Here is a 24,041-nt window from a genome sequence, read left to right on the forward strand (position 1 = left end):
TACGCCCTTCGGCTGTGCCCTTTTGTGGGTGGGTACAGTGCGCTTCTGTTTGCGGCAAGTGTATCTTTTGGTGGGGCCCGATATGGCGTAAGCCTTGTAACGCTCGGGAGGAGAGTGGACATGAGTGACGACAAGACCCGCGCGATCAATTCGCGCATTGAGAACATGCGTGACATGTCTCCGGAAGAGCGGCTGGGCGCCGCTGCCGGTGCAGCCGGGCTAGAGGCGGATGACATTGCCGCGCTATCCGGGAATGGCACGCTGTCGCCCGAGCGCGCGGATGGCATGATCGAGAATGTGATCGGCACGTTTCAATTGCCTCTCGGGGTGGCCACGAATTTCACGGTCAATGGCCGCGATTACCTGATCCCTATGGCGGTCGAAGAGCCTTCGGTGGTCGCTGCCGCCTCCTATATGGCCAAGATCGCACGCGCGAATGGCGGCTTTCACGCACGTGCCGACCGCCCGCTGATGCGCGCGCAGGTGCAGGTGCTGGGCATCACCGACCCCGAGGGCGCGCGTCATCGCATCCTGGAAGAGAAGGACGCGCTTATCGCGCTGGCCAATTCGCGCGATACCGTGCTGATCGAGCTGGGCGGCGGCTGCAAGGATATCGAGGTGCATGTCTTTCCGGCCACGCCCGTGGGGCCGATGGCGGTGATGCATCTGATCGTTGATGTGCGCGACGCGATGGGCGCGAATACCGTAAACACGATGGCCGAGCTTTTGGCTCCCGAAGTGGAGAAGATCACCGGCGGTAACGTCCGGCTGCGGATCCTGTCGAACCTTGCCGATCTGCGCGTCGTGCGGGCGCGCGTCACACTGGACCCCGCTACGCTGGACACCAAAACACTTAAGGGCACCGATGTTGCGCAGGGCATGGTCGAGGCCTGCACGCTTGCGCTGATCGATCCCTATCGCGCCGCGACCCATAACAAGGGCATCATGAACGGGATCGACCCGGTTGTGGTGGCCACGGGCAATGACTGGCGCGCGATCGAGGCCGGCGCCCATGCCTATGCCGCGCGGGAGGGGCGCTATACCTCGCTCAGCAACTGGGAGCTGGGCAAGGATGGCCATCTGACTGGCACCATCGCGCTGCCCATGGCGCTCGGTCTGGTCGGCGGTGCGACCAGGACCCACCCTGCGGCGCAGGCGGCGCTGGCAATGCTTCAGGTAGGCTCGGCCTCCGAGCTGGCGGAGGTGACCGCTGCCGTTGGTCTGGCGCAGAACATGGCGGCGCTGCGCGCGCTCTCGACAGAGGGTATCCAGCGCGGGCACATGGCGCTGCATGCGCGCAACATCGCGATCAGCGCGGGCGCCAGCGGCGCCGATGTCAGCCGCGTGGCCAAGGCCATCGTGGCCGCAGGCGATGTGAGCGTCGCCCGCGCCAAGGCGGAACTTAAGAAGACTAGCTGACGATACCGAAACGTCTTGGAGGGAGGAAAACCAATGACAAATTCGACAACACGGCGCCATATTCTGCGCCTGACAGCGGCAGCCGTCGCCGCACCCGCGATCCTGACGGCGGGCCGCGCCCGTGCGCAGGACAAAACCGAATGGCGGATGCAGGCGCTTTGGGGCGGCGGCACCACACCCATGATCTACGAGGAGAAATTCTGCGCCCGCGTAGCTGAGCTGACCGGCGGCAGCCTTGAGATCACGCCCTTCGCGGGCGGGCAGATCGTTCCGGCGGCCCAGGCATTCGATGCTGTGCGTGGCGGCGCCTTCCAGATGATGAAGACGTTCGACGGCTACACGGCGGGCAAGATCCCGGCGCACGGTTTTACATCCACCGTGCCCTTCGGTTTTCCCGAGGCGGATCAATATGAGGCATGGTTCTACGAGCGCGGCGGCCTCGAGATGGCGCGCGAAAGCTATGCCCCCGCCGGGCTGACATACGTCGCCCCCACCGTCTATGGCGAGGAGCCGATTCACTCCAAGGTCGAGATCCGCAAGATCGCCGACATGAACGGCCTCAAGGGACGTTTCGTCGGCCTTGCCGCCGCCGTCATGGGCGATTTCGGCGTCGCCGTGTCGCCGCTGGCAACGTCCGAGGTCTACTCGGCTCTCGACAAGGGGCTGATCGACTTTGCCGACAGGGGTGACATCCAGGCCAACTACGAGGAAGGCCTGTACGAAGTATCCAGCTATATCATCCTGCCGGGCATCCATCAGCCCACCACCGCGACATCCTATGTTGCCAACACGGCGGCCTATGATGCGCTGGATGATCAGCAGAAGGCGGCTCTGGCCGTGGCGGCGCGCGAAGTCTCGGGCGCGCTGCGCCAGAACATCATCGTCTCGAACGGCGAGTTCTTGCAGAAGTTCGAGGAGGCCGGCGTCGAGTTGATCAATCTCGATCCGCAGGATGTGGCAGACAACCGTGCCAAGGCCGTGGAGTCGTGGAACAAGGCGGCCACGGACGATCTGTCGCAAAAGATGATGAACAGCCAGATCGACCTGATGAAGGAACTGCGGCTGCTGTAACGCAGCGCCCGCAATACTCGGCCCTGTCCCGCTGTCTGGCGGGTCAGGGCCTCCCCACTTTCGGAGGCCCGATCCGTGCTCACACTCTCGCGCAGCATTACCGCGCTTAACCGTGCTCTTTTCAGCGGCGCGAAATGGCTGGTCTACGTCATTGTCGCGCTGATGCTCTGGGAGGTCGCGTCGCGTTACGTGATGCATGCCCCAACATCCTGGGCGCCCGAACTGGCGACTCTGATCTTCGGCCCGTTCTTCCTGCTCGGCGGGCCATACCTTCTGCACCTCGGTGGCCATGTCGCCGTCGACATCCTGTCCGAGCGCGCTACGGGCGCCACCGCGCGCGTGCTAAAGCTGGTTGCGCTGACGCTCGCTGCCATTTTCGGCGCTATCCTGCTGTGGTTCGCGGCCCCGCTGGTGATGCAGTCATTCCAATACGGCGAGACAAGCTATTCCGCGTGGAACCCCGTCATATGGCCAGCGAAGGCCTTCCTGCCGCTGGCCGCATTGCTGCTGGTGCTTCAGGCGTTGGCCGACGCCGTGATGACGCTCGCGGGTAAGCCCGCCTGATGGAAAGCTCGCTCATCCTTCTTTTCATGTTCGTGTCGCTGGTCGTATTCATGCTCAGCGGTGCGGGGCTGGCCTTCGTGTTGGGGGCGATCGCGTTCATCTCGACCGTCGTCCTCTGGGGACCATCGGCGCTGATCGTCGCGGTCCTCAACACGTTCGACACGATGACATCCGAGGCGTTGATGGCGATTCCGCTCTACGTCCTCATGGCCTCGATACTGCAGAAATCCGCCATCATCGATGCGCTCTACGATGCAATGGAGACGTGGTCGGCCAATATCAATGGCGGACTTGCCATCGGCACCATCGCCATCTGCACCATCCTCGCCGCGATGACCGGCGTCGTGGGCGCGGCCGTGGCCGCGATGGGCATCCTCGCCCTGCCGTCGATGCTATCGCGTGGATATCACCCACCGCTGGCCCTGGGCGCAATCTGCGCGGGCGGCACGCTGGGCATTCTCATTCCGCCCTCGGTCGTCACAATCGTCTATGCGATCACGGCCCAGATCTCGATCGGCAAGATGTTCGCGGCAGGCATCGTGCCCGGCCTCATCCTCGCGCTCAGCTACATGGCCTATGTGCTGATCCGCACCTGGATCAATCCGGCACTCGCGCCCAAACCCGAGACGGTCGAGGCGATCCCGTTGCGGATGAAGCTGTCCAAGCTGCGCGCACTGATCCTGCCGGCCATCGTGGTGCTGGGCGTGCTGGGCAGTATCTACACCGGCATCGCCACCCCCACCGAGGCGGCGGCGGTCGGCGTTCTGGGGGCCGCGCTGTCGGCCATCGTGACCAGGCGGCTGAACTTCGGCATGCTTTCGGAGGCGGCGACCGATACGCTGCGCGTGACCGCGATGATCCTCTGGATCACCATCGGGGCCCGCGCCTTCATCTCGGTCTTCGTGGCGACCGGCGGCGCGGACAGCCTGCTGAATTTCGTCGAGACCCTCGAGGCATCGCGCTGGGTCATCCTCATGGTGATGGTACTGGTGTTGATCTTTCTTGGCCTCTTTCTGGACGAGATCGGCATCATCTTGCTTTGCGTGCCGGTGTTTCTGCCGATCGTCACCGCGCTTGACTTCGATCCGCTGTGGTTTGGCGTTCTGTTCATGATCACGGCGCAGATGGCCTATATCACGCCGCCTTTCGGCTACACGCTCTTCTATCTCAAGGGCGTGCTGCCCGAAGGGATCGGCATCGGCCAGGTCTACCGCGGAGTCGTTCCGTTCTTCGCGATACAGGTGGCAGTTCTCATTCTTTTCGCTTTCTTCCCCGACCTCGTCACATGGCTGCCAAACGCGATGAGCGCGGGGACACGATGAGCGGCGATCACGTCACACTCTTCGAGGTGGGCCCCCGCGACGGGCTGCAGAGCCTGCAGATGCAGGTGCCCACCGCGGACAAGATCGCGCTGATCGACGCGCTGGGGCAAACCGGACTGACGCGGATCGAGGCAGCGAGCTTCGTCAGCCCCAAATGGGTGCCGCAGATGGCCGACGGCGCTGCGGTCATGGCCGGCATCACGCGTGCACCCGGTGTGCGCTATGCCGCGCTCACGCCCAACATGCGCGCGTTTGAGGCGGCGGTGGCGGCCCGGGTTGACGAAGTGGCCGTTTTCGCCTCGGCCAGTGAGGGGTTCAGCCAGGCCAACCTCAATTGCACCATCGAGCAGAGCCTCGCGCGTTTCGCGCCCTTGCTGGAGGCAGCGCGCGAGATTGATCTGCCAGTACGCGGCTACCTTTCAGCCGTCATCGCCTGCCCCTATGACGGCCCCACGCCGCCCGGCACCGTGGCAGATTTGGCTGCGCGATTGGTGGACATGGGATGCTACGAGGTGTCGCTGGGCGATACGATCGGGGCCGGGGCGGCCGGCACGGCCCACGGGCTCTTCGACGCCGTGCTGGAAGCCGTTCCCGCCTCGCGGCTGGCCGGCCACTTCCACGACACGCACGGCACCGCGCTGGAAATGGTGCGCGCAGCGCTGGCGCGTGGTCTCCGCGTTTTCGACAGCTCGGTCGCCGGCCTCGGCGGCTGTCCATATGCGCCCGGCGCACCGGGAAACGTCGCTACTGAGACTTTGGCCCGGTTATGTGCCGCCGAAGGCTACGAGACCGGCATCGACTTGATCGCGCTGGATAGATGCGCTGCACTGGCTCGGCGCATAACAGGATAGATCTGCGTTGTGCGGGGGGCATCCAACTGATCTTGGCTGCAAGTTGGAATACGAATTTTGTGAACCTGAGGCTAGCAGACGCGGCATTATGGTGAGGGATCGCGCGGGGGCACTCACCTCTCTTAGCGCAGGCGGCCTACTGGCCCGAAATCCCTCACGGCGCGCATTTTACAGTGAGTCAAAGTATCTTGCCTGTGACCTGCGCCGTCAGCGTCTGACAATGCGCGCCTGTGGTGCCCTCCTTGAGATGGATGGCGTGACGGAAATGTTGCGGCTGCGGGGTTTGAGCGGACAGAGCGCCTGGGCCCTGGTCGCCATGGCACCCTTTTCCTCCGATGCCGGCCACCCTATCCTTGCAGTAAGTGATCTGCTGGAGATACCATGCCTATTCCTTCCCTCCTCATGAAAATGTCCCACCGGATAGAGGTGGTAACGGTTGTTGCGATCGGCATTATCGCAGGCGCACTATGGGCCTTCATCGCGCTTTCGGACGAGATGCTCGAGGGCGATCTGCACGGGTTCGACGAGGCGGTGCTCTTGGCGCTTCGAACACCTGGCGATCCGTCGAATGCGATAGGCGGCCCCCAGATCGAGGTTGCAATGCGCGACCTGACAGCGCTCGGCGGTGTCACGGTCCTCACATTCATCTCCCTGTCGGTTCTGGCCTATATGCTGCTCTTGCGCCAACGCTCATCGGCAATTTTCCTCGGCGTGGCGATCTCGGGCGGGCTGCTGTTGTCCAACCTGGCCAAATACGGGTTCTCGCGCCCCCGGCCGGACCTGGTGCCACACGGGGTAGACGCCGTGACCGCGTCCTTTCCGTCCGGCCATTCGATGATGGCCGCGGTGACGTATCTCACACTCGCCGTAATGCTCGCACGGACAGCTCCGCAGATCAGGATGCGGGTATTCTACATCGTGCTCGCTTCCATCATGACGGTTCTCGTCGGGGTCAGCCGCGTCTATCTGGGCGTTCACTGGCCGTCGGACGTGCTTGCGGGCTGGGCGCTGGGCGCCGCCTGGGCCCTCATCGTCTGGCTGATTGCCCGCACCTTGGCGCAAAGGGGGCAGATCGAGCCGGATTGCGACCAGGACATCTGAGTTGGCCGGACGCGAGGGCGGGTTTATTCATGCCGCCGGAATTCGCATAGCCTGCATTGCGGTTCTGGCAACCCGTCAAACACCTTTTCCGGCTGGCCTCGCAGCGGAACACCGCGAAAAGAAGACAGCCGGGATCGACGCGAGCTACCTGAAGGCACACCGCACCGCGACCAGCATGGGCGCCAAAAAAGGGGGGGGGGAAGCCTTTGGAGCCGCGATCAGGGGGATGTTCTTGGCAAATCCGGTCGTCGGCCTTGGGGCCATGTCAATCAGACCCTTCAATATAGGCATGTCTGGAAAGCGGCATCGCTCTGGCATAGCTCGGAGGTCACGACTGCCTGTCGGCGCGGCCTCACAGATACTCACGGCACACAAAAAACCCCCGAAGCCAATGCTCGGGGGTCCTTCAATTCTCAAACGTGTCGGTCGAAACCAAACGAGGGGGCTATTACATCATCCCTTCGCGCTGGGCTTTCTTCCGGGCCAGTTTACGGGCACGGCGGATAGCCTCGGCCTTTTCGCGCGCTTTTTTCTCGGACGGCTTCTCGAAATGTTGCTTGAGCTTCATTTCACGAAACACGCCTTCGCGCTGCAGTTTCTTCTTCAGGGCACGAAGCGCCTGATCGACATTGTTGTCGCGAACACTAACCTGCATGTGGTGTCACCACCTTCCTAGTTAAAGTTGCAAGATTTTGCAGGAAGCGCGTCTATAGCAACTTCCGCCCTATATGTCTAGGGTGGACCTGAGCAGGAGAACGCCATGCAGAACGCAGATATCAAAGCCAGAATGCTGGAAGCCGCCGCCGCGCATGTGCCCTTCGACGGGTGGAGCCGGTCCGCCTTCGACGCCAGCGCCCGCGACGCCGGAATCGAGCCTGGTCTCGCCCGTGCCGCCCTGCCGCGCGGCGCCGTGGACCTGGCGCTGGCCTATCACGAAGCCGGGGATGTCGCGATGCTGGAGCGGCTGGAGGCCGAAGACTTGAGCGAGATGCGCTTTACCGACCGCATCAAGGCGGCCGTGCGCTATCGCATCGAGGCGGGCGACCGTGAGATGGTGCGCCGTGGCAGCACTCTTTTCGCGCTGCCGCAGCATGCCGGCGACGGGGCGCGTGCCATCTGGGGCACGGCGGACAAGATCTGGACCGCGCTGGGCGATACGTCTGACGATGTGAACTGGTACACCAAGCGCGCGACGCTCTCGGGCGTCTACGGCTCGACCGTGCTGTATTGGCTGGGCGATGACAGTCTGGACAATGCCGCGACATGGGAGTTTCTGGACCGGCGCATCGACGATGTCATGCAGATCGAAAAGCTGAAGGCGAAGGCCAAGGACAACAAGCTGGCCAGCGCCCTCATGGCCGGCCCGCTCAAGGTGCTGAGCCATGTGCGCGCACCCAAGGGGCAGGCGGACATGCCCGGCCGCTGGACCAAGGACTAAGAAGGACACTACCTATGAGCAACACAATGAAGGCCGTCGAAATCTCGCAGCATGGCGGCCCCGAAGTGCTGACCCTTGCCGAGCGGCAGATGCCCGAGGCGCGACCCGGCGAGGTGCTGATCCGCGTCGCCTATGCGGGCGTCAACCGGCCGGACATCTCGCAGCGCATGGGCAATTACGCGCCGCCCCCCGGCGCCAGTGATCTGCCGGGGCTGGAGGCCTCGGGCGAGCTCGTTGCCCTCGGGGAGGGCGTGACCGACTGGGTTGTCGGTGACCGCGTCTGCGCCCTTCTGCCCGGTGGCGGCTATGCCGAATATGTGCGCACCCCCGCCGCCCACTGCCTGCCCATCCCAAGGGGAATGAGCATGGCCGAGGCCGCCTGCCTTCCCGAGAATTACTTTACCGTCTGGACCAATGTCTTCATGCGCGGCGCGCTGGAGGCGGGCGAGCGGTTTCTGGTCCATGGCGGCTCGTCCGGTATTGGCACGACGGCGATCCAGCTGGCGCATGTCATGGGCGCGCGCGTTTTTGCCACGGCCGGATCCGCGGAAAAATGCTCCAAATGCGAAGAGTTGGGGGCCGAGCGGGCCATCAATTACCGCGAGGAAGATTTCGTCGAGGTGCTGAAGGCCGAGGGCGGCGCGAACCTGATCCTCGACATGGTGGGCGGCGATTACATTCCGCGCAATGTGCGCGCGCTGGCGGACGACGGGCGGCTGGTGCAGATCGCCTTTCTGGGCGGCCCCAAGGCCGAGCTGAACTTTGCCCAAGTCATGGTGCGCCGCCTGACGATCACGGGCAGCACCTTGCGCCCGCAAAGTGATACGGCCAAGGCCCGTATCGCCGAGGCGCTGCGCGCCAAGGTCTGGCCGCTGCTCGAGGCGGGGCGCGTGGGCGTGGTCATGGACAGCGAGTTTGCGCTGGCCGATGCCGCCAAGGCGCATGCCCGCATGGAAACCAGCGCCCATATCGGCAAGATCGTTCTCAAGGTCGGCTAGAATGGCCCTCGGCGCGGTTCAAATCGCCGTCCTGGCACTGGGCGCGCTCAGCCTCGGCCTCAGCGCTTGGGCGATCTGGCGTGACGTGCCCCTGGCTTGGGAATGGGCCGTGCCCGCAGTGTTGGAGCGGGGCGGGGCGCCGGTGTTCGAGACGGTGCTGGACCACGCGCCCCAGACCGGCATCGCGCATTCGCCGGCTATCATTCTGAATGATGGGGGGATGAGCGTGCTGTGGTTCGCAGGCTCGCAAGAGGCGCAGGCGGATGTGGATGTCGTCGGCGTCGATATCGAATCGGATGGCACGGTGTCTGCGCTCACACCCCGCCTGACCAGCGCGGCGCTTGGCGATGCGTTCGAGCCGCGCCAACTGGTCGTGACCCTGGGCAACACGGTTCAGCGGGACGGGGTAGAGGATACGCTTTATACCACCGCCGTGTCGGTTGGCGGCTGGGCCATGGCCTCGGTCGCTGACGTGCGGATGGGGCCAGATGGCCCGCTGCGCGCGCGCAAGCTGAACCTTTCACCGCTGCTCAATCGCTCGTTCTTGGTGAAATCGCCGATGGTGGGCTACGCGGATGGCAGTCATGCCTTGCCTGCCTATTTCGAGATGGGCAGCACCTATGGCGCGCTGGTGCGGCTGGACGGCGCGGGCCACGTGCGCGACCTGCGGCGCATGGCCGGGCCGATGAAGGCGATCCAGCCGATGATCGTGCCGCTCGACGGCGCGCGCGCCGTGGCCTTCCTGCGCAATTTCGACGGCGGAGCGCGTCACCTTCTGATCAGCCGCACCGAAGATGGCGGGCGCACATGGGGCAGGGTCCGCGAGACGGATATGGCGAACCCGAGCGCGCCGGTTGCGGCCCTTGGAATCGGCGAAGGCGCGATCCTGATGGCGGTAAACGATGATCCGCGCGATGGCGGTATCCTGAACTTGGTGCTGAGCGAGGATGGCGGCGAGACGTGGCGCCACCTGCACACGCTGGAGGAGGGCGGCGGCGATGCGCGCTATCCCATGATGCGCGCCCTGCCGGACGGGCGCGTCGCGCTGGTTTACAGCGTTCGGGGCAAACGGGGCATCCGTGCACATGTCTTTAACCTCGCCTGGGCGCTGGGCGCATGACGGGGGCGCTGACGATCCTCTGGCTGGCCTCGCTGGTCGGCTGGCTGGCGTGGCTGATCCTCGGGATCGGGATGCAGGCGCAGATCGCCGTGCCGCTGGGGCTTGTCATCGGGCTCGCCGCCGCTCTGCTCTTGCGCGATACCTTGCCGCTGCGTGGGATAGTTGCGCTCTTGGGGCCGGTGGGAGCGGTGCTGCCGTTTCTGATCCTGCGCCAGATGGCGGGGGATATGGGGGTGGCGGTGCAGCCGTTCGGCAGTATCGAGTTGCTGTTGTTTCTGTGCGTTTACGTCGCTTTTCTGGCCACGGCGATGGGCGCGCTACCCATTGATCTCTACCGGCTGGGCTATGCCCCGATCCCGGTGGCAATCATGGTTTTGGCGCTATGCGCCTATGGGCTGGGGCAGGGGATGGTTTTCGTGCCGCTTCTGGCGGTCACGGCGCAGGCCATGTGGGTCATGGGCTGGGGCAGCAGCAACTATCTGGATCATGTCCTGCATCCGGCGCTTGTGCCTGCTGTGCTCATTGTTCTGATGATGCGCCTCGCCTGAGCGACGCAGGGGGCTTTGCCCCCAAGCCTCAAATTCCCTATGGGAAATTTGAGGCACCCCCAGGATATTTCTCGCAAGAAGAATTCGGGGCGCTAGACTTCGCGAAGTTCGGCTTCAAGCGCCTCGCCGGATGCGGCGCGGGCGCTGGAAGCGCTGGCGATCAGCGCGTAGGCGGCGGGAGTCAGGAAGAGCGTGAAGGCGGCGGCGAGGCCGAGGCCGCCGAAGACGACCCAGCCGATGGCGGCGCGCGCCTCGGCCCCGGGGCCGGAGCCGAGGATGAGCGGCAGGCCCGCCATCACCGTGCAGATGAGGGTCATGGAGATCGGGCGCAGGCGCACGCGCGCAGCCTCGAGCGCGGCGTCGGCAGCGCTCGCGCCCTTGTCGCGCATCTGGTCGGCGAATTCGACCAGGAGGATGCCGTTCTTGGCCATGACACCGACCAGCATGAGCACGCCGATCTGACTGTAGATGTTGATCGTCGTGCCGGTCAGCAAAAGGGCGTAGATGGCGGCGCAGATGCCGAAGGGCACGGTGGTCATGACCACCAGCGCGCTGGTCAGGCTCTCGAACTGGGCCAAGAGGACGAGGAACACGACGATCAGCGCGATGACATAGGTGGCGGTCAGCGCGCTTGATGTCTCATCGAGCGATGCGGCCTCGCCGAGAAAGATGAGGCCGATGTCACCCGGCAATTCGTCTTCGGCCAGGGCGCGCACGTCGTCGATGACGCTGCGCAGGGGGGTGTCGGGCGAGAGCGAGGCGTTCAGCTCGATCGCGCGGCGCTGGGCGTGGCGGTCGAGCTCGGCGGCGACGCCGTTTTCCTGGAAAGACACCAGTTGGCTGAGCGGCACGAGGGCGCCGCCATCCGCGCGCACGTAGAGGTTCATGAGGTCGGCCGGGTCGCGCACGGCGCCGGCGCTGGATTGAAGGATGATCGGGACAGCTTCGTCCTGAATGGTCAGCTCGGCGATCTCGTCCTCGTCTATGAGGGCGCGTAGCGTGGTCGAGAGCGCCTCCATGTCGACGCCAAGGTCCGAGGCGCGAGACCGATCGACCAGCACGTTCAGCTGAGGCTGCGTCGCCTGATACTGGATCCGGATATCCGACAGGCCGGTCACATCGCGCATCGCCTCGGCAAAGCTGTCTGCCGCCGCGGCGATCTGCGGATAGCTGGGCCCGGTCAGCGCGATGCTGAGCCCGCCCGCCGAGCCGCGCAGACCGAGGCTGTTGCCGCCATAGATCCGCCCCTGCGCGCCCGCAAGCTCGGAGAGTTGCGGCTGAATCTGCGCCTCAATCTGGGCCTGGCTGACCGCGCGCTGATCCCAGGGGACGAGGCGCAGGCCGATGGAGCCGCGGTTGAGGTCATAGCGCCCGGTGATCGAATAGAGGCTGTTGGCGACGCCGTTTGCCACGAAAGGCTGCATCATCGCCTCGACCCTCTCGACCTGCGCATCGGTATAGTCGAGGCCGGTGCCATCCGGCCCCTGGATCCACACGTCGATCTCGCCGCGATCCTCTTCGGGCAGCAATTCCTCGCCCAGCTGTCCGTAGACCAGCGCGGCTGACCCCGCGATCAGCGAGGCCGCGACCAGAGTGACTAGCGGCGCCGCGACCATCGGGCGGATGAGGGCCATGTAGCCGCGCGACAGCCATCCGCCAAAGCGCGCCAGCGGGCCGGTACCGCCGCCCATATCGGCGGTCAGTGAGGCCAGCATGGGGCACATGGTGAGTGCGACGAAAGATGAGAGCGCAACGGTGATGGCGAGGACGAAGCCGAACTCGGTAAAGAGCCTGCCCGCATCGCTGGGCAGGAACGAGATGGGCACGAAGACCGCGATCAGCGTCGCCGTGGTGGCGATCACGGCAAAGAACACCTCCCGCGCGCCGATGGCGGCGGCGGCGCGGCGGCCCAGCCCCTCTTGCCGCTTGCGCTGGATGTTCTCGGTCACGACGATCGCATCGTCCACAACAAGGCCCGTGGCGAGGACCAACGACAGAAGCGTGATGAGATTCACGGAAAACCCCAGCAACCAGATGGCGGCCAGCGATCCGGTGAGGGCGATGGGAATGGCAATGGCCGGGATGAGGACGGTGCGCAGCTTGCCGAAAAATAGCCAGATGACCCCGACCACGATCAGAAGGGCGACGGCGAGCGATTTGGCGACCTCGGCGATGGAGCCCTTGATGAAAACCGCGCTGTCGGACGTGATCTCGAAGCCCAGCTCGGGATAGCGCAGGCGCAGCCGCTCGATGGCGCGGCGCACATCCTCGGAGATCTGGACGGTGTTGGATTGCGCCTGCCGCACGATACCGAGGTTCAGCACCATGCGCCCGTCGAGACGGGCAACGCTCTCGGCGGTGGCGAGTCCGAAATAGACGTCCGAGACATCGCCGAGGCGGATATTCTCGCGGATCTTCAGCTCTTCTATGCGGGCGGGGTCGGTGACGGTGGCATCGGCGCGCACCAGAACCTCGAGCTGGCCCGAGCCGAAGCTGCCCACAGGCACATCGAACTGCGCGGCGCGCAGGGTGTCGGCCACCTCGGCGATGGAAAGGCCAAAGGCGGCCAGTCGTTCGGGCGCGACCTCGACCCGCAGCACGCGCTGACGGTCGCCGAAGACGACGACTTCGGCCACGCCGGGCACGGCGGTGAATTCGGGGATCACGGCGTCCTCGACCAGCCGGGTAAGCTGATCGATGGGGCGCGCGTTGCTCCAGATCGCGATGTCGACAATGGGGTCGGCGTCCTGCTCGGACTTGACGACATATAGATCCTCGACCCCGTCGGGCAGGCGGGTTTCGACCCGCGCGACCGCCTCGCGCACATCGCTGGCCGCCGTGTCCAGATCGCGGCTGGGGCTGAATTCGGCCCGGAGGCGAAAATTACCCTCCTCCGAGGAGGTTTCAACCGAGGTGACGCCGGCCACGCGTGCGACGGCCCCCTCGACCAGCGAGGCCACCTCGGCGTCGAGTGTGGTGGGCGAGGCGCCGGGGTAGTTGGCGCGCACGGAGACGACCGGTCGGTCGATATCGGGCAACTCGCGGATCTCGACGCCCCAAAGCGCGCCGATCCCGGCGATGACGATCAGGAGGTTCATCACGGCCGCCAGCCAGGGCCGCCGCACGCTGAGCGCGCTGATGCCGCCGGTATCGCTCATCACGTGGCTCCCTGTGCGGTGCTGTTGAGCACATCCACCTCGCGGCCCGGGCGCATCCTTTGCAGGCCCTCGACGACGATGCTGTCGCCTTCGTCCAGGGGGCCCTCGACGATGACCGAGCCGCCGCGCCGGCGGATCAGGCGCACCTCGACCGGCTCGGCCCGGCCCTCGCCATCGATGCGCCACACCTGCAGCGCGCCGCCCGAGAATTGCAGCGCAAGCTCGGGCAGGATGGGATAGCTCTTGCCCGGCAGATCGAGTGTGACGGTAAAGGACGCGCCGGGGCGCAGCGTGTCGCCCTCGTTGGGGAAGGCGGCGCGCAACCGGGCGGTGCGCGTGGTGGCAACGACGCGGCTGTCGATCGCGGTGATCTCGCCTGCCAGCGTGCCGGCATCGATGCTGGGCGAGGTGGCCCGCACGGCCATGCCGATTTCGGCGCGGGGCAGCAGGGCCTCGGGCAGGTCGAACTCCACCAATATGCGGCTGCGATCATCATAGCTGGCGATCGCCTCATTCGGCTCGATCCGGTCACCGACCTCGACCTCGGCCAGCCCGGCGATTCCGTCGAAGGGGGCGCGCAGCACGCGGTCCGCCAGATCGGCGCGGGCCTGCTCCAGCTCGATCTCGGCGATGCGGTAGGCGGTCATCGCGTCCTCGAATCGCTGGGCGGTGGTCACGCCAGTATCCCGCAGGCCGGTGTAGCGCTCCTGCTCGGACTGGGCACGCTCTTGCCGGGCCTCGGCCAGCGAAAGGGCCAAGCGCTGATCCTCGTCCTCGAGCTGCATCAGCACGTCGCCCTCGGCAAAACGGCGGCCGGGCAAGATGTTCAGCTCAATCACCTCGCCGCCCGCAGGCGCGCGCAAGGTCACCGACCGCTGTGCTAGCCCTGTACCGACGGCGGAGAAGGACAGACTGTCTTCGGCCAGGGCCACCTCGGCCACAAGGACCGGCACGCCCGCCTCGCTGCCGCGCCCGCCTTGAGCCGTCTGGGTCGCCGGCTGCCACAGCGTGGCGATCTCGGCGCGGTACTGCCATGCGGCGGCGGCCGCAGCGATCAGGGCGGCGCTCAGGGCAAGCTGCTTCCAGATGGGTGTTTTTGTCATGGGCCTTCCGGGGCGGGGGACGGCGCGGTGCCGACATTCGGGACATGATAGCCTTTAGAGGGCTCACGTCATGCCTTCATTTGCCGCGAGGCCCGCAATCGACACGAAAAACGCCGCCGGAGCGTCTCCGGCGGCGTCAAAATTTCGTGAGGTGCTGCGGCTTTAAGCTGCCAATGCGCCCTTGGCCTGCTCGACGATCGCGGCGAAGGCTGCGGGCTCGTGCACGGCCAGATCGGCCAGAACCTTGCGGTCAACCTCGACACCGGCCAGCGCCAGACCGTTGATGAAGCGGCTGTATGTCAGCGCCTCGTCATGGCTGCGCACGGCGGCGTTGATACGCTGGATCCACAGCGCGCGGAAGTTCCGCTTGCGGTTCTTGCGGTCGCGCGTGGCGTACTGGTTGGCCTTGTCGACGGCCTGCGTTGCAACGCGGAACGTGTTCTTGCGGCGGCCATAGTAACCTTTGGCGGCCTTGATGACTTTCTTGTGACGGGCGTGGGTGACGACGCCGCTTTTGACTCTCGACATGCTTGGATCTCCTTAGCGCGCGTAGGGCATCATCGGCTTGATGATCTGCTCATCAGCCTTGGACAAGGTGGTGGTGCCGCGGGCATTGCGCAGGAACTTGTTGCTGCGCTTAATCATGCCGTGGCTTTTGCCAGCCTGGCCTGCGATCACGCGGCCAGAGGCCGAGATCTTGAACCGCTTCTTGCAGCTCGATTTTGTCTTCATCTTGGGCATTTCCGGCTCCTATTCAGTGGTCGGTCGAACGCGCGACTCGGCATGCCACTCTGGGCCGGACGCGCGGGTGAAGGCCGCCTTTTAGGAGGGATGGCCCCTGCGTGCAAGGGCAAAGCCGCCTCAGTTGACGAAATCGCCCACAACGCGGACGAAGGCCTTGGGCACATCGGTGATGCTGTAGCCCGTCGGTTTCTTGGAGACGGCCCAGACCACCAGGCATCCCGCCGCAATCAGCACCAGTGATGCGACGCGGGGCGGTCGCCGCTCGGAGATGGCCGAGACAATGGCGGGGATCGAAAACACCCCCAGCACCACTCCGATGATGAGTATCTGATCGCTATTCATGCCTGTCCGCCTATCTGGGTGACCTATGCGTCACCTTAGCTTGGATCGGCGGCATATATCAAACTTTCTTGGCAGGGCGCGACACGCAAGATGTTGGTGGTGCCCGGAACGTTGAAGGGCACGCCCGCGGTCACCACGATCTGGTCCTCGGTCGTGGCATAGCCCTGCGCACGCGCGGCGCGGGCTGCGTTGATGACCGCCATCTTGAAACGGTCCAGCTCGGAGGTCATCACGCAGTTCACGCCCCATGTCAGCGCAAGGCGCCGCGCGGTGCCGCGCAGAGACGTCATGGCGATGATCGGCACGCGCGGGCGCTCGCGCGCCGTCAGCAGCGCGGTGGTGCCCGATTGGGTGAAGCAGCAGATCACCTTGATATCCGCCGTCTCGGCAATCTCGCGCGCGGCGGCAACGATCCCGTCGGCGACCGTGGTGCGCGCGGCGACACGCGACGCCTCTATGATCTGGCGGTAGGTCGGATCGCTCTCGACCTCGCGGGCGACATTGTCCATCGTCGTCACCGCCTCGACAGGATAGCTGCCGGCCGCCGATTCCGCCGACAGCATGATCGCATCGGCGCCCTCATATATTGCGGTGGCCACGTCGCTGACCTCGGCGCGGGTCGGGACCGGGGATTCGATCATCGACTCCAGCATCTGGGTGGCCACGATCACCGGCTTGGCGGCCTCGCGGCAGGCGCGGACAAGGCGTTTCTGGATGGGCGGCACGTTTTGAACAGGGAGTTCCACGCCCAGATCGCCGCGCGCCACCATGATGCCGTCCGAGGCGGCAAGGATGGCGTCAAAGCGTTTCACCGCAGACGGTTTCTCGATCTTAGAAAGGATCGCGGCGCGGCCCTGCGCCAGTTCGCGCGCCTCGGCCACGTCCTCGGCGCGCTGGACAAAGCTGAGCGCCAGCCAGTCCACCCCCAGCTGGCAGACGAATTCCAGGTCGTTGCGGTCCTTTTCCGACAGCGCGGCAAGGGGCAGCTCGACATCCGGGACGTTCACGCCCTTTCGGTTGCTGATCGTGCCGCCGACAACGACCTCGCAGGTGGCATGGCTGGCGCTGCATTCCGTCACCTTGAGGCGGATCTTGCCATCATTGACCAAAAGGGACGCCCCCGGCTCAAGCGCCTGGAAAATCTCGGGGTGCGGCAGGCAGACGCGAGTGCTATCGCCATCGGTCTCGTCCAGATCCAAGCGGAAGGACGCGCCGACTTCCAGCTCTTCCTCGCCCTTGGCAAAGACGCCGACGCGCAGTTTCGGGCCCTGAAGATCGGCGAGGATACAAATGGGGCTGTCCAGATCCTTCTCGACCTGCCGGATGATGCGGTGCTTCTCGCGGATCTCATCATGCTGGCCATGGCTCATGTTCAGGCGAAAGACATCGGCCCCCGCCTCGTGCAGGGCGCGGATCATGTCGTAGGTTTCCGACGCGGGGCCGAGCGTGGCGACGATCTTGACGTTGCGATGGCGTCTCATATGTGAAACTTCCTGTATTCTGGGGCCGAAGACAAGCAAACTGGCGTGGCAGGGCAAAGCCGGGCAATCGGCACGGCGCTTGTCCGAAGCTTTGCCATTCTTTTGCGCCGGGGCAAAGGGCAGACGAGGGTTTGGGGTGACATATCATCCAGTTGTCATAGACGGAGCGGACCGCAGCGGGCGCTGGATGGTGCTGTGCGATCACGCGTCGAATGAAGTGCCGGATTTCGTGAATGGCGGCTGCCTTGGTGTCAGCGCGGACGACATGGCGCGCCATATCGCCTACGATCCGGGCGCGGAGGGCGTCAGCCGCGCATTGGCCGCGGCGCTGGACGGCCCTGCGGTTTTGTCGCGCTTCTCTCGCCTCGTGATCGACCCGAACCGCGGCGAGGAGGATCCGACGCTGATCATGCAGCTATATGACGGTACGATCATTCCCGGCAATCGCGGCATTTCCGATATCGACGCGGACGAGCGTCTGCGCCGCTGCCACCGACCCTATCACGAGGCGATCATGCGCTCTGCTGCGCCGCGCCGCGCGCCGGTCATGGTGTCCATCCACAGTTTTACGCCTCAGTTGCGCGGCCGCCCGCCGCGCCCGTGGCAGATCGGCGTGCTTTATTCTACCGATGCGCGCCTTGCGCACCGCCTGCTGGCACGGCTGCGCGCCGAGCCGGACCTGAGCGTGGGCGATAATCAGCCCTATACCGGCCACCTGCCCGGCGATACCATCGCCCGGCATGGGATCGAGCGGGGGCGCCCCAACGTGCTGATCGAGCTGCGCAATGACCTGATCGAAACTGAGGCGCAGCAGCGCGCCTGGGCCGCTCGCCTGGCGCCGATCCTGTCCGAAACGCTGGCAGAGGCCGGTTTGTAAAGGAGTCGCAAGATGCCGCACGTGATCATCGAACATTCCGCTGATGCCGTTGGGGGTACGGGCCTCGACGCGCTCTGCCAGGCACTTTACCATGCGCTGGCCGGGCACGCCGCGATCCCGAAACCCGAGACACTGAAGCTGCGCACGCTGGCCGCCGGGGCGCATCTGCTGGGCACGCGCGGGCAGAGTTTTGCACATGCGACGCTGCGCCTCTTGCCGGGACGCGATGACGCGACCAAATCGGACTTGGCGCAGGTGATCCTGCGCGTGATGGAGGCCGAGATGCCCCATGTGCACAGCCTGTCGGTGGACGTCGCCGATCTGAGCCCCGCCTATACCAAGCGCGTTCTGCCTGACTGACCAAAAAGGAGAGACCATGGACGACCAGACCCGTACCGAGCTGGAGGCCGCCGCCTTTCGCGCCCTGCGCCATCACCTGATGGAAGAGCGGACGGATGTGCAGAACATCGACATGATGAACCTCGCTGGGTTCTGCCGCAACTGTCTGAGCCGCTGGTATCAGGAGGCCGCCAACGCGCGCGGCATCGAGATGTCCAAGTATGAGGCGCGTGAGATTTTCTACGGCATGACCATGGACGAGTGGAAGGCGCAGTATCAGACGGATGCCAGCGCCAGTCAGCAGGAGGCCTTTAAGACGGCCTTCGCCGAGAACGTCGAGAAGAAGCGCTGAAAACGCGATCGGACCGCGCGTTGGAGTGGTCCGACATGAGTATTTTTGCCAAGATGAAGCTGCGGGGCCGCGCTAGATTGCTGCCTTGAGGCTTTCGTCGATGTAGATTTCGCGCAGGCGCGCGGCGACGGGGCCGGGCGTGCCGGTGCCGATGCTGTCGCCGTCGATTTCCACGACCGACGTGACGAAGGCGCTGGCCGATGTAATGAAAGCCTCGTCGGCGGCCTTGGCCTCATCCAGCGTGAAACTGCGCTCTTCCACCTCCATCTGCGCCTCGCGCGCAAAACGCAGGACGGCGGCGCGGGTGATCCCGTGCAGGATGTCATTACTGAGCGCGCGGGTGATGATGCGTCCGCCCTTGATGATATAGGCGTTGTTGGACGTGCCTTCGGTGATGTGGCCATCCTCGATCATCCAGGCGTCGTCGACGCCTTCGGCCTGCGACATCATCTTGGCCATCGACGGGTAGAGCAGTTGCACCGTCTTGATGTCGCGGCGGCCCCAGCGCATGTCCGGCACCGTGATGATGCGCGCGCCGCGCTTGGCCATGGCGCTGTCCATCATGCCCGGCTTGGCCTGGGTGAAGAGGACGAGCGTCGGCTTGATCTCGTCTGCGGGATAGTGAAAATCGCGGTCGCCGGGATTGCCGCGGGTGACCTGCATGTAGATCAGCCCCTCGTCGATATCGTTGCGCTTGACCAGCTCGCGGTGGATCTCCAGCAGATCGGAGCGCGCCTCGGGGGCGGGTATCCCCAGCTCGTTCAGCGAGCGGTCGAGCCGGGTCATGTGCCCCTCGAAATCGACCAGTTTGCCATTCAGCACGCTGACCACCTCGTAGACACCGTCGGCCATCAGAAAGCCGCGGTCGAAGATCGAGACCTTGGCCTCGGTTTCGGGCAGGTAGTCGCCATTCACGTAAACGGTGCGCATTGTCATTATCCCCATAGCTCCGGCGCGGGGGGGTGCACCCCGGCGCTGTCAAATTTCAGCGGTGTGTCCCGGTCCTCGGCCAACAGAAGCGGGCCGTCAAGGTCCGTCACCATCGCGCCCTGGGCGACCAGCGTGGCAGGTGCCATCGCGAGGCTGCTGCCGATCATGCAGCCGACCATCACGCGATAACTTTGTGCCAGCGCCTCGCGGCGCAGCTCCAGCGCTTCGGTCAGGCCGCCCGTCTTGTCCAGCTTGATATTCACCACGTCATACTTGCCCTTGAGCGCAGCAAGGCTGGCGCGGTCATGGCAGGACTCATCGGCGCAGACGGGCAGGGGGCGCGCAACGCCCAGCAGGGCATCATCCTCGCCTGCGGGCAAGGGCTGCTCGACCAGCGCGACGCCAAGGCGCACCAGATGCGGCGCCAGATCGGCGTAGATATCGGCGCTCCAACCCTCGTTCGCATCGACTATGATACGTGCGTCGGGCGCGCCCGCGCGGACCGCCTCGAGGCGGGCCATGTCGTCGGGCGTGCCCAGCTTGATTTTTAGCAGTGGCCGGTGCGCATTCTTGGCCGCCTGGGCCTGCATCGCCTTGGGCGTGTCGAGCGACAGGGTATAGGCCGTGATCTCCGGCCCCGGTGCGGGCAAGCCGGCCAGCTCCCAAACCCGTCGCCCGGCGCGCTTGGCCTCCAGATCCCACAGCGCGCAGTCCAGCGCGTTGCGGGCCGCACCTGCGGGCATGGCCGCAAGGGCCGCGCGGTCCGTCACTTCGGCCGACTCGATCTGCGCCGTCACGCTCTCCAGCGTCTCGCCGTAGCGGGCATAAGGTACGCACTCGCCCCGGCCCTGATGCACCCCGTCGCTGACGGTCACCGTCAGCACCTGCGCCTCGGTGCGCGAGCCACGGCTGATGGTAAAGACCTGAGCCAGCTTGAAAACATCGCGCGTCACCGAAACATGCATGCGTCCCGCCTTTCATCGTTCCAAAAATACTCGAACTTGGGCGCGAGTTTTCCCGCGCCGAAGCCATCACATCAAAGCGCTTCCAGCGCGTCTACCAGCAGACCCGCGCCAAAACGGTAGGGGTCGGTCGCGGGCAGGTCCATGCGCTGGGCCACGTCGGCCAGGTAGTCGCGGGCCTCTTCCTCGCTCATGTGCTGGGTGTTGATCGAGATGCCAACGACGCGGCAGGCCGGATTGGCGACCTGCGCCAGCGGCAGGGCGGTGTCGCGCAACTGCTCCAGCGTGGGCAGAGTGTAGCCGGGCAGGCCGCGCATGTGACTGCGTGTCGGCTCGTGGCAAAGGATCAGCGCATCAGGCTGACCGCCATGGATCAGCGCCATGGTGACGCCCGAATAGGAGACGTGGAAGAGACTGCCTTGCCCCTCGATCATGTCCCAGTGATCGGCGTCATTGTCCGGCGTCAGATATTCGATCGAGCCGGCCATGAAATCCGCGATCACCGCGTCCAGCGGGACCCCGTCGCCGGTGATCAGGATTCCGGTCTGGCCGGTGGCGCGGAACGTGGCCTGCATGCCTCGCTCTGCCATGTCGCGCTCCATCGCCATGGCCGTATACATCTTGCCGACCGAACAATCGGTGCCGACGGGGAGGCAGCGCTTGCCTGTTCGTGGCTCGCCGTTGGCGATGGGGTATTTGACCGAAGGGACGCGAACATCGTGCAGCTTGCGGCCCGTCGCCTCGGCCACGGCCACGAGGTCAGGCTCGTCGCGCAGGAGGTTATGAAGCCCGGAGGCAATATCAAAACCCTCCTCAAGCGCCATGACCAGCACTTTCTTCCACGCCTGGCTGATGATGCCGCCGCGATTGGCGACGCCGATGACCAGCGTCTTGGCGCCGGCCTTTTTCGCCTCGAGCAGTGTCATCTCGGTCAGGCCCAGATCAGCGCCGCACCCCGGCAGGCGGAACTGACCAACGGCATTTTCAGGTCGCCAGTCGCGGATGCCGATGGCGACCTTGGCGGCCAGCATGTCGGGCGCGTCGCCCAGAAACAGAAGATATGGCGTCTCGATCATGGGCTTTTCGGTCCTTGCAGGGGCGGGCCAGCGCGGCCCGGCGTTCGGATTCGGCATCTTTTGCCGTCTTACCTAAGTTACGGCGCGGTATCACGCAAATTTATGACTGGTTGCACGGCGTCTCGTGAATTGGCGCAAGATTTTTGGTGCATGCATATAAGATCGGCGAAGAATCGACGGCCAAGTGGCTTGTCTTCGGAAGATATTGCCGAATGCTGCGCCTGCAAAACCACCTTGCATGAGTGCGGGCAATTTAATACCGATTGCGGGTATCCACACGCAACTTCATTATCGAAAAGAGATTCCTATGAGCTTTCGCCTGCAGCCGCCCGCACCCGCCCGCCCCAATCGCTGCCAGCTCTTTGGTCCGGGCTCGAATGCGAAGCTCTTCGAGAAGATGGCGACCAGCGCGGCGGATGTGATCAACATCGATCTCGAGGATTCGGTTGGCCCGAATGACAAGGATGTTGCGCGCAAGCAGACAATCGAGGCGATCAATTCTGTCGATTGGGGCAACAAGTATCTCAGCGTGCGGATCAACGGGCTGGACAGCGCTTGGTGGTATCGCGATGTGGTCGATCTGCTGGAGCAGGCCGGAGACCGGCTGGATCAGATCATGATTCCGAAAGTGGGCTGCGCGGCGGATGTCTATGCGGTCGATGCGCTGGTCACGGCGATCGAGCGTGCCAAGGGCCGCACCAAGCCGATCAGCTTTGAGGTGATCATCGAGAGCGCCGCGGGCATCGCCCATGTCGAGGAGATTGCCGCCGCCAGCCCGCGCCTGCAGGCGATGAGCCTTGGGGCGGCTGATTTCGCCGCCTCGATGGGCATGGCGACGACCGGGATCGGCGGCACGCAGGAAAATTACTACATGATTCACGAGGGGCAGAAACACTGGTCCGACCCTTGGCACTGGGCGCAGGCCGCCATCGTCGCCGCCTGCCGCACGCATGGATTGCTGCCGGTCGACGGGCCGTTCGGGGATTTCTCGGACGATGACGGCTTCCGCGCGCAGGCCCTGCGCTCGGCCACGCTGGGCATGGTCGGCAAATGGGCCATCCATCCCAAGCAGATCGCGCTGGCCAACGAGGTCTTCACGCCCACCGAAGACGCCGTCGCCGAGGCGCGCGAGATTCTGGCCGCGATGGAGAAAGCCAAGGCGAATGGCGAGGGCGCGACCGTCTACAAGGGCCGCCTTGTCGATATCGCCAGCATCAAGCAGGCGGAAGTGATCGTCCGCCAGTCCGAAATGATCGCGGCAGGCTAGGCGGCGCGCGTCAGACTGGAGCGCCTTCGGCGCGCTCTTTCCCTGCTTGCGCTGCGCGCAGCCGCGTCGGAAATCTTGCAGATTTCCAACGAATGGATATTTGAGGCAAGAAGAAGCGGGAGGGCGGCGCGCATGGGCCGCCTTTCGTGCTGTTTGGCAGGCTTAAGGAGGCATTACGCAATGGACACGCGCGCAAGGCTGGACGCATTTTTGTCCCGGGCGGTCGTGCGACAGGTGATCATCGGCGTGATCATCTTCAACGCGGTCATATTGGGGATGGAGACGTCGGCCAGCCTGATGGCGCGGTTCGGCGGGCTGATCGTGGCGCTGGACACGGCCTGCCTTACCTTTTTCGTGACCGAAATCGCGCTCAAGCTTTATGCGCGGGGCGGGCGGTTTTTTCGCGACGGGTGGAGCGTATTCGACCTGATCGTGGTCGCGCTCGCGCTGATTCCGGCGGGGCAGGCGCTGTCGGCGCTGCGTGCCTTGCGGATCTTGCGGGTGCTGCGCGTCATCTCGGTCGCGCCGCGGTTGCGGCGGGTGGTCGAGGGGTTCGTGACCGCGCTGCCGGGCATGGGATCGGTATTCTTGCTGATGGCGATCATCTTCTACATCGGTGCCGTCATCGCGACCAAGCTTTTCGCCGCTGATTTTCCCCAGTGGTTCGGCACGCTGGGCCGGTCGGGCTATACACTGTTTCAGATCATGACGCTCGAATCGTGGTCGATGGGCATCGTGCGGCCGGTGATGGACGTGCATCCCTGGGCCTGGGCTTTTTTCCTGCCTTTCATCCTGATCACGACATTTGCGGTGGTAAACCTGCTGGTCGGTCTGATCGTCAACTCGATGCAGGACGCGCATCATTCGGAGGATGCGGCCAATACCAACACCTACCGCGACGAGGTGGTTGGCCGTCTTGCCGCGATGGAGGCCAAGCTGGATGCGCTGGCCAAGGATCGGGATCGCTGAAGGCGCAGC

25 protein-coding genes and 1 pseudogene are annotated in these 24,041 nt (G+C 64.8%); 16 read left to right on the plus strand and 10 right to left on the minus strand.

Going from position 1 to position 24,041, the window contains the following annotated elements; all coding sequences use genetic code 11:
* Positions 1 to 24 precede the first annotated feature (24 nt).
* The 7 genes and pseudogenes from ACEWPL_RS12175 to ACEWPL_RS12205 all read left to right on the plus strand — a co-directional run.
* Positions 25 to 1,419 (plus strand): hydroxymethylglutaryl-CoA reductase, degradative, encoded by a 1,395-nt coding sequence (locus ACEWPL_RS12175; protein ID WP_393929781.1) that lies wholly within the window; start codon positions 25 to 27, stop codon positions 1,417 to 1,419.
* A 33-nt stretch (positions 1,420 to 1,452) separates the two neighbouring features.
* Entirely contained in the window at positions 1,453 to 2,490 is a 1,038-nt protein-coding gene (gene dctP, locus ACEWPL_RS12180; RefSeq protein WP_393929779.1) for a TRAP transporter substrate-binding protein DctP, read from the plus strand.
* A gap of 75 nt (positions 2,491 to 2,565) precedes the next feature.
* On the plus strand, positions 2,566 to 3,054 hold the full coding sequence (locus ACEWPL_RS12185; protein ID WP_393929777.1) for a TRAP transporter small permease subunit: 489 nt from the start codon (positions 2,566 to 2,568) through the stop codon (positions 3,052 to 3,054).
* A complete protein-coding gene (locus tag ACEWPL_RS12190) occupies positions 3,054 to 4,376 on the plus strand; it encodes a TRAP transporter large permease (protein ID WP_393929775.1) in 1,323 nt (440 codons plus the stop codon). Before ACEWPL_RS12185 ends, ACEWPL_RS12190 begins: the two co-directional genes overlap by 1 nt.
* Positions 4,340 to 5,227 carry a hydroxymethylglutaryl-CoA lyase gene (locus tag ACEWPL_RS12195; RefSeq protein ID WP_393929773.1) on the plus strand — a complete coding sequence of 296 codons (888 nt, stop codon included), beginning with the start codon at positions 4,340 to 4,342 and terminating at the stop codon, positions 5,225 to 5,227. Before ACEWPL_RS12190 ends, ACEWPL_RS12195 begins: the two co-directional genes overlap by 37 nt.
* Before the next feature lie 381 nt (positions 5,228 to 5,608).
* A complete protein-coding gene (locus tag ACEWPL_RS12200; RefSeq protein WP_393929771.1) occupies positions 5,609 to 6,328 on the plus strand; it encodes a phosphatase PAP2 family protein in 720 nt (239 codons plus the stop codon).
* Between the two features lie 94 nt (positions 6,329 to 6,422).
* Positions 6,423 to 6,557 (plus strand): annotated as a pseudogene (locus ACEWPL_RS12205) (IS5/IS1182 family transposase); the annotation flags it as partial.
* A gap of 219 nt (positions 6,558 to 6,776) precedes the next feature.
* On the opposite strand, the gene rpsU reads toward ACEWPL_RS12205, so the two are convergent.
* Positions 6,777 to 6,983: a 30S ribosomal protein S21 gene (gene rpsU / locus ACEWPL_RS12210; protein WP_007118112.1), complete on the minus strand. Its 207-nt coding sequence runs from the start codon at positions 6,981 to 6,983 to the stop codon at positions 6,777 to 6,779.
* 105 nt (positions 6,984 to 7,088) lie between these two features.
* On the opposite strand from rpsU, the gene ACEWPL_RS12215 reads away from it, so the two are divergent.
* The 4 genes from ACEWPL_RS12215 to ACEWPL_RS12230 are packed head-to-tail and all read left to right on the plus strand — an operon-like array spanning position 7,089 to position 10,432.
* Positions 7,089 to 7,766, plus strand: coding sequence for a COQ9 family protein (locus tag ACEWPL_RS12215; RefSeq protein WP_393929765.1), 678 nt, complete (start codon positions 7,089 to 7,091; stop codon positions 7,764 to 7,766).
* A gap of 14 nt (positions 7,767 to 7,780) precedes the next feature.
* Positions 7,781 to 8,764, plus strand: a complete 984-nt coding sequence (locus ACEWPL_RS12220) for an NAD(P)H-quinone oxidoreductase (protein ID WP_393929763.1) — start codon at positions 7,781 to 7,783, stop codon at positions 8,762 to 8,764.
* A gap of 1 nt (position 8,765) precedes the next feature.
* Positions 8,766 to 9,884, plus strand: a complete 1,119-nt coding sequence (locus ACEWPL_RS12225; protein WP_393929761.1) for an exo-alpha-sialidase — start codon at positions 8,766 to 8,768, stop codon at positions 9,882 to 9,884.
* Positions 9,881 to 10,432, plus strand: a complete 552-nt coding sequence (locus ACEWPL_RS12230) for a hypothetical protein (RefSeq protein WP_393929759.1) — start codon at positions 9,881 to 9,883, stop codon at positions 10,430 to 10,432. The genes ACEWPL_RS12225 and ACEWPL_RS12230 overlap by 4 nt, the downstream gene beginning before the upstream one ends.
* 92 nt (positions 10,433 to 10,524) lie before the next feature.
* On the opposite strand, the gene ACEWPL_RS12235 is transcribed toward ACEWPL_RS12230, so the two are convergent.
* The 6 genes from ACEWPL_RS12235 to pyk form a co-directional block, all read right to left on the minus strand.
* The gene (locus ACEWPL_RS12235; protein ID WP_393929757.1) at positions 10,525 to 13,590 is read right to left on the minus strand and encodes an efflux RND transporter permease subunit; all 3,066 of its coding nucleotides are present in this window, start codon (positions 13,588 to 13,590) and stop codon (positions 10,525 to 10,527) included.
* Positions 13,590 to 14,693, minus strand: a complete 1,104-nt coding sequence (locus ACEWPL_RS12240; protein WP_393929755.1) for an efflux RND transporter periplasmic adaptor subunit — start codon at positions 14,691 to 14,693, stop codon at positions 13,590 to 13,592. The genes ACEWPL_RS12235 and ACEWPL_RS12240 overlap by 1 nt, the downstream gene beginning before the upstream one ends.
* 162 nt (positions 14,694 to 14,855) lie before the next feature.
* Complete coding sequence (gene rplT, locus ACEWPL_RS12245) at positions 14,856 to 15,221, minus strand: 50S ribosomal protein L20 (protein ID WP_393929753.1); 366 nt, start codon at positions 15,219 to 15,221, stop codon at positions 14,856 to 14,858.
* 12 nt (positions 15,222 to 15,233) lie between these two features.
* Positions 15,234 to 15,434 (minus strand): 50S ribosomal protein L35, encoded by a 201-nt coding sequence (gene rpmI / locus ACEWPL_RS12250; RefSeq protein WP_393929751.1) that lies wholly within the window; start codon positions 15,432 to 15,434, stop codon positions 15,234 to 15,236.
* A 120-nt stretch (positions 15,435 to 15,554) separates the two neighbouring features.
* Complete coding sequence (locus ACEWPL_RS12255; RefSeq protein ID WP_393929749.1) at positions 15,555 to 15,779, minus strand: hypothetical protein; 225 nt, start codon at positions 15,777 to 15,779, stop codon at positions 15,555 to 15,557.
* A gap of 35 nt (positions 15,780 to 15,814) precedes the next feature.
* Positions 15,815 to 17,260, minus strand: coding sequence for a pyruvate kinase (gene pyk, locus ACEWPL_RS12260; RefSeq protein ID WP_393929747.1), 1,446 nt, complete (start codon positions 17,258 to 17,260; stop codon positions 15,815 to 15,817).
* 136 nt (positions 17,261 to 17,396) lie between these two features.
* Here pyk and ACEWPL_RS12265 point away from each other — a divergent pair, with 136 nt between their 5' ends.
* The 3 genes from ACEWPL_RS12265 to ACEWPL_RS12275 are packed head-to-tail and all read left to right on the plus strand — an operon-like array spanning position 17,397 to position 18,828.
* On the plus strand, positions 17,397 to 18,137 hold the full coding sequence (locus ACEWPL_RS12265) for an N-formylglutamate amidohydrolase (RefSeq protein WP_393929745.1): 741 nt from the start codon (positions 17,397 to 17,399) through the stop codon (positions 18,135 to 18,137).
* 12 nt (positions 18,138 to 18,149) lie between these two features.
* Positions 18,150 to 18,497, plus strand: a complete 348-nt coding sequence (locus tag ACEWPL_RS12270) for a 5-carboxymethyl-2-hydroxymuconate Delta-isomerase (protein ID WP_393929743.1) — start codon at positions 18,150 to 18,152, stop codon at positions 18,495 to 18,497.
* A gap of 16 nt (positions 18,498 to 18,513) precedes the next feature.
* On the plus strand, positions 18,514 to 18,828 hold the full coding sequence (locus tag ACEWPL_RS12275) for a DUF1244 domain-containing protein (protein ID WP_393929741.1): 315 nt from the start codon (positions 18,514 to 18,516) through the stop codon (positions 18,826 to 18,828).
* Between the two features lie 72 nt (positions 18,829 to 18,900).
* On the opposite strand, the gene ACEWPL_RS12280 is transcribed toward ACEWPL_RS12275, so the two are convergent.
* The 3 genes from ACEWPL_RS12280 to dgcN all read right to left on the minus strand — a co-directional run bounded on the left by ACEWPL_RS12280 (position 18,901) and on the right by dgcN (position 21,796).
* Positions 18,901 to 19,758: a D-amino-acid transaminase gene (locus ACEWPL_RS12280; RefSeq protein ID WP_393929739.1), complete on the minus strand. Its 858-nt coding sequence runs from the start codon at positions 19,756 to 19,758 to the stop codon at positions 18,901 to 18,903.
* A gap of 5 nt (positions 19,759 to 19,763) precedes the next feature.
* A complete protein-coding gene (gene dgcA / locus ACEWPL_RS12285) occupies positions 19,764 to 20,723 on the minus strand; it encodes an N-acetyl-D-Glu racemase DgcA (RefSeq protein ID WP_393929737.1) in 960 nt (319 codons plus the stop codon).
* A 71-nt stretch (positions 20,724 to 20,794) separates the two neighbouring features.
* A complete protein-coding gene (gene dgcN / locus ACEWPL_RS12290) occupies positions 20,795 to 21,796 on the minus strand; it encodes an N-acetyltransferase DgcN (RefSeq protein ID WP_393929735.1) in 1,002 nt (333 codons plus the stop codon).
* A 307-nt stretch (positions 21,797 to 22,103) separates the two neighbouring features.
* Here dgcN and ACEWPL_RS12295 point away from each other — a divergent pair, with 307 nt between their 5' ends.
* Positions 22,104 to 23,063: an L-malyl-CoA/beta-methylmalyl-CoA lyase gene (locus ACEWPL_RS12295; RefSeq protein WP_393929732.1), complete on the plus strand. Its 960-nt coding sequence runs from the start codon at positions 22,104 to 22,106 to the stop codon at positions 23,061 to 23,063.
* 180 nt (positions 23,064 to 23,243) lie between these two features.
* Positions 23,244 to 24,032, plus strand: coding sequence for an ion transporter (locus tag ACEWPL_RS12300; protein ID WP_393929730.1), 789 nt, complete (start codon positions 23,244 to 23,246; stop codon positions 24,030 to 24,032).
* Positions 24,033 to 24,041: the final 9 nt, after the last annotated feature.

The sequence above is a fragment of the Roseovarius roseus genome (assembly GCF_043355935.2).
GTDB lineage: Bacteria > Pseudomonadota > Alphaproteobacteria > Rhodobacterales > Rhodobacteraceae > Roseovarius > Roseovarius roseus.